This window comes from uncultured Cellulomonas sp. (genome assembly GCF_963527515.1).
Classification (GTDB): Bacteria; Actinomycetota; Actinomycetes; order Actinomycetales; family Cellulomonadaceae; genus Cellulomonas.
Window position 1 is genome coordinate 35,765 of record NZ_CAURTV010000021.1, and the last position, 6,097, is coordinate 41,861.

Genomic DNA, 6,097 nt, shown 5'->3' on the forward strand with positions numbered 1-6,097 from the left:
GCCCGGGTGCCGCTGTGCGATCAGCCGTTGCCGGTGACCGGCCGCGCGGCGGGCACGGTGCCGGCCTGGGGTCCGGCGACGGGCAGGACGGCGCCCGTGTCGCGCTCGAGGTAGGCGTCGGAGTTCTGCTCGTCCGGGGGCGGCGGCGCGTCGGGGGCCGTGCGCTCGACGGGATCGGGGGTGTTCACGGACTCGCTCATCGTCGGCCTCCCACTCCTGCGCGGTCGGCGACCGCGGTCAGGGAACCACGGTGGCACGCCTGCGGGCGGTCCGCACGGTCAGGCGGCGGGGGTCTCCGCGACGGGCGTCTCGGTGGCCACGGGGGCGATCACCTGGTCGAACGGCGTGCAGCCGGGCGGCGCGACGAGCGGGACGGCGGGGTCCAGCGCGATGGTGTCGACCGGGTTGAGCTCGGCGAACTCGGCTCCGAGCGCCAGGTCGACGGTGGCGTCGGCCCGCGGGTCCAGGACGAGGACCGCTCCGTCGACGTGCGCCGCGAGGGTGTACGCCTGCGCGACTCCAGGGGTGCCGAAGATGATGCGCGCCTTGCCGTCGTACGTGGCAGGGGCGTTCTCGGTCGAGGCGATCACGAAGCCGCGCTCCGCCAGGCCCGCGGACGTGACGCCCGCGAGGCCCACGCGGGTGGTCGCGTTGTAGACCTTGACCGTGACCTGGCCGTAGGCGACGGGCAGCGCGCCGGCCGGGGGGCACGGATACGGCGCCTGCGTGGCGGTCGGGCTGGGCGCGGCCGCGAAGTCGCGGGCGAACACCGGCAGGTTCAGGCTGCCTGTGTACATCGCGGCGGCACCGAGGCCCGCCAGCGCGAGGGCCGCGAGCAGGACGCCGAAGATGACGGCCTGACGCTCGTGCATGTGCCGGCGCCGCAGCTGCCGGCCGCGGTCCTGGTCCGTCACTTGATCACCAGGACGCGGGCGTGCAGCAGGGCGCGCTGGTGGAGCGCGGCACGGACGGCGCGGTGCAGGCCGTCCTCGAGGTACATCACGCCGCGGTACTGGACCACGTGGGCGAACAGGTCGCCGTAGAACGTGGAGTCCTCCGCGAGCAGCGCGTCCAGGTCCAGGGTGCGCTTGGTGGTCACCAGCTCGTCCAGGCGCACCTGGCGTGGCGGGACCTCGGCCCACTGCTTGGCCGTCTCGAGCCCGTGGTCCGGGTAGGGCCTGCCCTCGCCCACCGACTTGAAGATCACGGAGGGAGTCTAGGTGACGCGCACGTCGGCCTGTACGGACTCCACGGGTGACCCGGGCGCCGGTTGTCCGCAGGGCCGTTGGATAGCGGTTTCCGTCGTCGGGAGCGCTCCCGTCGACTGTTTCCGGCGAATGTCGCACACCGGGTTGACTCGGGTGAACCAGGCGATACGGTCGTGGGCGGTCGGGGTCAACGGCGCCCCCGGCTCTCCACCCCTCTGGTCCCAGGGGAAGCCTCGCCCTTTGAAAGGATTCAACGATGAGTCTGATCTCCCATCGTGCCCGAGCGCTGACGGCGATCGCCGGGTCCGCGCTGCTCGTCGGCACGCTGACCGCGGTGCCGGCGTCCGCCACCCCGCCCGCGCACTCCGGGCAGGGACCCGACGCGCTGACGCTCGAGCGCCTCGACCGGGGCCTGGTCGCCGCGGTCACCGGGGACGGCGTCTTCCTCTCGTGGCGGCTGCTGGCGTCCGAGGTCGCCGGCGCCACGGCCACGGGCCTCGTCGGGCCCGACTTCGCGGTGTACCGCGACGGCGTCAAGGTCGGTACGGTCACCGACTCGACGAACTTCGTCGACGCGGCGGGCACGGCGACGTCCCGGTACCGCGTGGCGGCCGTGGTCGACGGCGTCGAGGTGGACGGTGCGGAGGCGACGCCCTGGGCGCAGGCGTCGCTCGACATCCCGCTGCGCAAGCCGGCCGACGGGGTCACGCCCGTGGGTGTGTCGTACACGTACTCCGCCAACGACATGTCGGTGGGCGACGTGGACGGCGACGGGCAGTACGAGTACCTCGTCAAGTGGGACCCGTCGAACTCCAAGGACGTCAGCCAGGTCGGCTACACCGGCAACGTCTTCGTGGACGCCTACGAGCAGGACGGCACGCTCCTGTGGCGCATCGACCTGGGCGTGAACATCCGCGCCGGTGCGCACTACACGCAGTTCCCCGTCTACGACTTCGACGGTGACGGCAAGGCCGAGCTCATGATGAAGACGGCCCCCGGCAGCACGACCACGCGGTACGCGGCCGACGGATCCGTGGCGAGCCAGAAGTACGTCTCGATCCCGAAGCGGGACCGCGACGCCGGCGTCACCGACACCACCGACTACCGGCTCAGCGCGGCGGGGTACTTCGACCACCTGGTCACCCTGCTGCAGGGCTGGAGCAGCCACCCGGAGGTCGTCGCGGGCCGCTGGCCGTCGACCGTCGAGGCGGCGCTCGGCATGGCGCCGCAGTACGCGTACCCGCTGTCCCGCGAGGACGCGACCGCCCTGGCCACCTACTTCGTCGACACCTACGCTCCCGCCCGCAGCCCGCGCAATGCACTGCGCACGTTCGAGGGCTTCATCGTCGACGGTCCGGAGTACCTGACCGTGTTCGCGGGGGACACCGGCAAGGAGCTGCAGACCATCGACTACAAGCCGGGCCGCGGCGACGACGGGCTGCTGTGGGGCGACTACGCGATGTCGCGCATCGAGCCGGGCAACCGCGTCGACCGGTTCCTGGCCGGCGTCGCCTACCTGGACGGCGCGACGCCGTCGGCGGTCTTCGCCCGCGGGTACTACACGCGCACGACGCTCGTCGCGTACGACTGGGACGGCCGCCGGCTGAGCGAGCGGTGGTACGTCGACTCCGGCCACGTGCCGATGACCAACCCGTTCAACGACGGACCGCACGGCCGCGACGGCACCGACCCGGTGTACGGGAAGCTCACCACGCAGGGCTTCCACTCCCTGTCCGCCGCGGACGTCGACGGCGACGGCAAGCAGGAGATCGTGTACGGCGCCGCGACCATCGACGACGACGGCTCGGTCCTGTACTCGTCGTTCGACACGCTCCCCGCGGGGAGCGCGGCGCCGGGCGAGGTGGTCCGACTGGGCCACGGGGACGCCATGCACGTCACCGACATCGACCCGGACCGCCCCGGCCTCGAGATCTACACCGCGCACGAGGGAGCGACCTTCGCGCCCTACGGCATGGCGATGCGCGACGCGGCGACCGGTGAGGTCCTCTTCGGTGCCTACTCCGGCAGGGACACCGGCCGGTCGATGGTCGGCGACGTGCTGCCGGCCGTGCGCGGCCTGGAGGCCTGGGCGAGCCTGCCCGGTGGAAGCGCCTCGCTGGGGCTGTACTCGGCGCAGGGTGTGGTCACCCCCGGCCCCATCCCCGGCACCAACCAGAGCATCCGGTGGCTCCCGGACGGCACGACGCAGATCATCAACGGCTCGGCCGACCAGGACGTCACGATCGACGACTGGACGCGAGGCACCCAGCTGATCGCCACGGGGACGCGGTCGAACAACGGGACCAAGGGCAACGCGGCGCTGGTCGCCGACGTCCTGGGCGACTCGCGCGAGGAGCTGCTGGTCCGCACCGCGGACTCGTCGGCCATCCGGCTGTTCACCAGCACCGGGCTGAGCCACACGAAGATGTACACGCTCATGCACGACCCGCAGTACCGCGTCGAGGTCGCCCGCCAGCAGACGACCTACAACCAGCCGTCGTACGTCGGCTTCTACCTGGCGTCGGACACCGACTACACCCAGGTCCCGGTGCCGTCCTTCTACGCGCCGGGCAGCATCGACGCCCTGCGGGACGCCACCAAGGCGCAGATCGCCGCGGGCGCGGTGAAGGGCGTCGCGGTCGTGGGCCTGCTCGCGGCGGTCGAGGTGGCCGACAAGGCGGTCGACCACGGCAACGAGAAGCTCGCCGCGAGGTCGCTGGAGAATTACGTCGACCTGCTGACCCCGCGGACGCGGTTGTCCACGGTGACCCCCGCGGCGCGCGCGACCCTCGGGTACCGGGCGCAGCAGGTGATCTCGATGCTCGACTGAGCATCGAGGGGTCGCGAGGGCAAGCGCGGCCCGGGGCGCCGGTCGGGGTCACTACCGACCGGCGCCCTTCTGCGTGCCTTGACGCGTGCATGGTTACTGCGTAACCTAAAGTTACTCAGTAACCTCGGAGGTAGAGATGTCTGTCCGGCAAGGGATGCTCGCACTGCTCGCCGACGAGCCGATGCACGCCTATCAGCTGCGCCAGCAGTTCGAGCAGCGCACGGGTGGCACCTGGCCGCTCAACATGGGTCAGGTGTCGACGACGCTGGACCGGCTCGTCCGCGACGGACTCGTCGAGAGCCCCACCGATGACGACGTTCCGCAGTACACGCTCACGGACGCGGGTCGCACCGAGCTGGCCGACTGGTGGAGTACCGCCGTCGTGCGCAGCTCCCCGACACGCGACGAGCTGACCATCAAGCTCGCGCTCGCTGTCACGGTCCCCGGCGTCGACGTCGTGCGACTCGTCCAGACGCAGCGCACCGAGACCCTGCGCGCGCTGCGGGACCTCACCCGGCTGAAGGCGGACGTCGGACAGGGTTTCGACGAGCTGGCGTGGTCACTCGTCCTGGACAACCTGGTGTTCGCGGCCGAGGCGGAGGTCCGGTGGCTTGACCACGTCGAGGCGCGGGTGACCGCCGCTTCCAGGACGGCCGCCGCACCGACGCCCGTCCCCGCGCGCGATGAGGTGTCGCGATGAGTCTCGGCCCGGTCCTGGTCACCGCCCGCGGACTGACCCGAGTGCACGGCGCGGGCCCGACGGAGGTCACGGCGCTCGTCGACGTCGACCTCGACGTGCGGCTCGGCGAGCTCGTGGCCGTGATGGGGCCGTCGGGGTCTGGGAAGTCGACGCTCCTGCACCTCCTCGGCGGACTCGACGTCCCCACGTCCGGTGCGGTGACCGTTGCTGGCCATGACCTGGTCGCGCTGGGTCGTCGGGGGCGTGCGCGTGCCCGACGGCAGCTGGTCGGGTACGTGTTCCAGGACCTCAACCTCGTGCCGTCGTTGACCGCCCTCGAGAACGTCGCACTGCCGCTGGAGCTCGACGGGGTCCGCCGAGGGCCGGCCGTCGAGCAGGCGTTCGTAGCGCTCGCCGAGGTCGGGCTCGACGATGTCGTCGACCGGTTCCCCGGAGCCCTGTCCGGCGGTCAGCGCCAGCGGGTGGCGATCGCGCGGGCGCTGGTCGGGCCGCGCAGGCTCGTGTTGGCCGACGAGCCGACGGGCGCGCTCGACTCCCTGACCGGCGAGGACGTGATGCGCTGCCTGCGCCGCCGGGTCGACGCCGGGGCCGCAGGACTGCTGGTGACGCACGACGCGCGATTCGCCGCATGGGCCGACCGCACCGTGTTCCTCCGGGACGGCCGTCTCGTCGACACGACTGGCGACGCCGCCGGTCCGGAGACGCTGCTGGCCGGGTCGGGCGCGCGATGACCGCCACCGCCAGTCCGGAGGCACGGGCGCCCTGGGGGGTGGCGCTCCGCCTCGGCCGCCGTGATGTCAGGCGCTACCCGCTGAGAGCCGTCCTCGTCGCCGTCATGGTCGCGATCGCCACCGCGCTCCTGACGCTGCCCGCCGTCATGCTCGCCCGTGCGCTGACGCCGGGCACGGTGCTCGGGATCTCCGGGTCGCTGCACGGCTGGGGTGCGCCGAACCAGGTCGACCCGGCAACTCTGGTCATCCTCGGGATCGCGGCGGCGCTGGCCATCGTGCAGGCGGTGCTCCTGATCACCCCTGCCTTCCTCGTCGGCGTCCGGCGACGGGTCCGGGAGCTCGCGCTCCTGTTCGCCGCTGGCGCCCGGCCCGCCGACCTGCGGCGGGTCGTCCTGATGCCCGCCCTGCTGAGCGGCTCGGCCGGTGCCGCCCTCGGTGCGGCGGCGGGCTGCGCCTTCGTGGTGCTGGTGGTGCCGGTGGGAAGCAGCGACGAGCTGCTCTCCGCGCTGCTCGCGGCCGCGCTCGCAGCGCTCGTCGGGGTCGGCGTCGCGGTTGGCGCCGCGTGCTACCCGGCCGTGCTCGCCGTCCGCCTCGACCCGACGCCCGCGGTCCGCGGCACTCCGACCAC

Annotated in this window: 7 protein-coding genes; 4 read left to right on the forward strand and 3 right to left on the reverse strand. The window is 72.6% G+C overall.

Annotated features, from left to right (window positions below; genetic code table 11):
• Nucleotides 1-20: 20 nt before the first annotated feature.
• From RYN42_RS07960 to RYN42_RS07970, 3 genes are all read right to left on the reverse strand, one after another.
• Nucleotides 21-200, reverse strand: coding sequence for a hypothetical protein (locus tag RYN42_RS07960; protein ID WP_315095218.1), 180 nt, complete (start codon nt 198-200; stop codon nt 21-23).
• A gap of 78 nt (nt 201-278) precedes the next feature.
• Entirely contained in the window at nt 279-914 is a 636-nt protein-coding gene (locus RYN42_RS07965; RefSeq protein ID WP_315095220.1) for a LytR C-terminal domain-containing protein, read from the reverse strand.
• Nucleotides 911-1,207, reverse strand: a complete 297-nt coding sequence (locus RYN42_RS07970) for a type II toxin-antitoxin system VapB family antitoxin (RefSeq protein ID WP_315095221.1) — start codon at nt 1,205-1,207, stop codon at nt 911-913. The genes RYN42_RS07965 and RYN42_RS07970 overlap by 4 nt, the downstream gene beginning before the upstream one ends.
• A 257-nt stretch (nt 1,208-1,464) precedes the next feature.
• Between RYN42_RS07970 and RYN42_RS07975 the strand changes: the two genes are divergently transcribed.
• From RYN42_RS07975 to RYN42_RS07990, 4 genes are all read left to right on the forward strand, one after another.
• On the forward strand, nt 1,465-4,038 hold the full coding sequence (locus RYN42_RS07975; protein WP_315095223.1) for a rhamnogalacturonan lyase: 2,574 nt from the start codon (nt 1,465-1,467) through the stop codon (nt 4,036-4,038).
• 136 nt (nt 4,039-4,174) lie between these two features.
• Nucleotides 4,175-4,738: a PadR family transcriptional regulator gene (locus tag RYN42_RS07980; RefSeq protein ID WP_315095225.1), complete on the forward strand. Its 564-nt coding sequence runs from the start codon at nt 4,175-4,177 to the stop codon at nt 4,736-4,738.
• A complete protein-coding gene (locus tag RYN42_RS07985) occupies nt 4,735-5,469 on the forward strand; it encodes an ABC transporter ATP-binding protein (RefSeq protein WP_315095227.1) in 735 nt (244 codons plus the stop codon). Before RYN42_RS07980 ends, RYN42_RS07985 begins: the two co-directional genes overlap by 4 nt.
• Nucleotides 5,466-6,097: FtsX-like permease family protein (locus tag RYN42_RS07990; protein ID WP_315095229.1), on the forward strand; the 632-nt coding region annotated here is incomplete at its 3' end. The genes RYN42_RS07985 and RYN42_RS07990, both read left to right, overlap by 4 nt.

Bases quoted from the DNA above. Each gene is read 5' to 3' on its own strand.
- RYN42_RS07960 (WP_315095218.1), bottom strand. From the start codon at position 200: ATGAGCGAGTCCGTGAACACCCCCGATCCCGTCGAGCGCACGGCCCCC.
- RYN42_RS07975 (WP_315095223.1), top strand. From the start codon at position 1,465: ATGAGTCTGATCTCCCATCGTGCCCGAGCGCTGACGGCGATCGCCGGG.
- RYN42_RS07980 (WP_315095225.1), top strand. From the start codon at position 4,175: ATGTCTGTCCGGCAAGGGATGCTCGCACTGCTCGCCGACGAGCCGATG.
- RYN42_RS07985 (WP_315095227.1), top strand. From the start codon at position 4,735: ATGAGTCTCGGCCCGGTCCTGGTCACCGCCCGCGGACTGACCCGAGTG.